The organism is Bradyrhizobium sp. (genome assembly GCF_019242285.1).
In the GTDB taxonomy this organism is placed as follows: domain Bacteria; phylum Pseudomonadota; class Alphaproteobacteria; order Rhizobiales; family Xanthobacteraceae; genus Bradyrhizobium.
In genome coordinates this window covers 1-2,203 of the sequence record NZ_JAFAVV010000274.1, presented here as the reverse complement: position 1 = coordinate 2,203, position 2,203 = coordinate 1, and the positions used below count along the sequence as shown (strand labels likewise).

At 65.8% G+C, this 2,203-nt stretch carries 2 protein-coding genes; both read left to right on the top strand.

Annotated elements, in window-relative coordinates; genetic code table 11:
- On the top strand, positions 1 to 717 hold a 717-nt coding region (locus JOY90_RS10525), incomplete at its 5' end, for a tripartite tricarboxylate transporter substrate binding protein (RefSeq protein WP_291691071.1).
- Between the two features lie 16 nt (positions 718 to 733).
- Positions 734 to 1,936 (top strand): pyridoxal phosphate-dependent aminotransferase, encoded by a 1,203-nt coding sequence (locus JOY90_RS10520; RefSeq protein ID WP_291691070.1) that lies wholly within the window; start codon positions 734 to 736, stop codon positions 1,934 to 1,936.
- Positions 1,937 to 2,203: the final 267 nt, after the last annotated feature.

Below are 2,203 nucleotides of genomic sequence, written 5' to 3'. Positions count from 1 at the left end.
GGCTACACCGTCCTGTTCGGAACCAACAGCACCTACGCCATCGCGCCGAACATCCTGCAATCGCTCTCCTATGACAACGACAAGGCGTTCGCGCCGGTCGGATTGGTGTTGCGGTCTCCGCAGATGCTCTGCGTGAGTCCGGCCTTTCCCGTCAACACGGTCCCGGAGCTGCTGGATCACGTGCAGAAGCATCCCTCGAACGAGGTGAACTTCGCCTCCGCCGGCCCGGGCAGCACGAGCCACATGGCGATGGAACTCCTGATGTCGATAGCCCAGATCCGCATGCAGCACGTGCCGTATCGGGGCGGCGCGCCGGCGTTGCAGGCTCTCATGTCGGGTGAGGCGAGCGTCGGATTTGTCGATCTGTCCACCGCCCTTCCGGTGGCCAAATCCGGCATGCTGCGGATGCTGGCCGCCAGCACGGCGGAGCGGTCGGCACTTCAGCCGAACCTGCCGACGATCGCGGAAACCGTCCCCGGCTTCCAGTCGACCACGGACGTTTCCTGTTTCGTGCCTGCCGGAACGCCAGACCCCGCCATTCAGCGGCTCAGTGCTGCGATCAAGACTGCGTTCAAGCTGCCGCAGGTGACCAAGCCGCTGCTGGAGGCGGGCCTGATCCTGGTGGCGGGCACGCCTGAGGAGTTTCCGCAGTATTTTGCGGAGGAGCGCGCCAAGTGGCGCAAGCTGATCGAAACCCAGAACATCAAGCTGCAGTGAACAAGAGAGCCTCGCCTTGCCCTTTCTCTCCGCCGCGCTGTCGCGCATCAAGCCGTCGCCGACCAATTTCGCGTCGGACCGCGCCCGCCGGCTGAAGGCCGAGGGGCGCGACATCGTCGCGGTCTCGTCCGGCGAGCCCGACTTCGACACGCCGGACAACATTCGGGCGGCGGCAAACGCCGCGATTGCGCGTGGCCGAACCAAGTACACGGCGGTCGCCGGACTGCCGGAGCTGCGCGAGGCCGTCGTCGGCAAGTTCAAGCGGGAGAACGGTCTCGACTATCAGGTCGCGCAGACCATCGTGTCCACCGGCGGCAAGCAGGTGATCGCCAATGCGCTGCTGGCGACGGTGGACCCCGGCGACGAGGTGATCATCCCGGCGCCGTACTGGGTCTCCTATCCGGAGCTGGTTCAGCTCTGCGGCGGAACGCCGGTGGTCGTGAGGACGGACGTCGCCGACGGCTTCAAGCTCAAGGCCGAGGCGCTCGAAGCCGCGATCACGCCGAGGACCAAGTGGCTGATCCTGAACTCGCCGTGCAATCCGTCCGGCGCGGTCTATGGCTTCGATGAGCTGAAGGCGCTCGCCGAGGTTCTCGAGCGCCATCGCCAGGTGTGGATCCTCACCGACGACATGTACGAGCATCTGGTCTATGGCGAACGGCCCTTCGCCACGCTCGCCCAGGTCGAGCCGGAGCTCTATGAACGCACGCTGACCGTCAACGGCGTCTCGAAGGCTTACGCGATGACCGGCTGGCGGATCGGATTCGCGGGCGGCCCGCCGCAGCTCATCAAAGCGATGGAGACCATCCAGAGCCAGGTGACGTCGGGCACCTGCTCGGTCTCGCAATGGGCCGCGGTCGAGGCGCTCGACGGTCCGAAGGATTTCCTGAAGGACCGTTGCGGGGTCTTCGAGCAGCGCCGCGATATCGTGGTGTCGATGCTGAACCAGGCGCAGGGCATTCGCTGCCCGGTCCCCGACGGCGCGTTCTACGTCTTTCCGTCCTGCGCCGGCGTGATCGGCAAGCGAACGACGGATGGCCGGATCATCACGGCCGACGAGGATTTCGTTCTGGCGCTGCTGGAGGACGAGGGCGTGGCCGTGGTGCACGGGTCCGCCTTCGGCTGCGGTCCGAACTTCCGGATTTCCTACGCGGCGTCGCTCGATCTGCTCGAGGAAGCCTGCCGCCGCATCCAGCGTTTCTGCGCCGGCCTCGCGTAGCAGCTCTGCAGAGCTTCTGACCGGTTGGCGGGCGGCATTTGTAGGTGGATTGGCCTGTAGGGCGGATTAGCGCAGCGTAATCCGCCGAACCCTGCATCCGATCGGCGGATGACGCCTCCGGCTAATCCGCCCGACGGGCCGGTCCCGCCTCTATTCGTGAAGCAGCGTTTGCCAGTTTGAAGGCACCGCTTCGGCCGGTCCGGGCACCGGTTGATCCAACGGATGCGAGTGAGGGGCGTGAAGCTCCGGGCCGTCGAAGAAATCTCC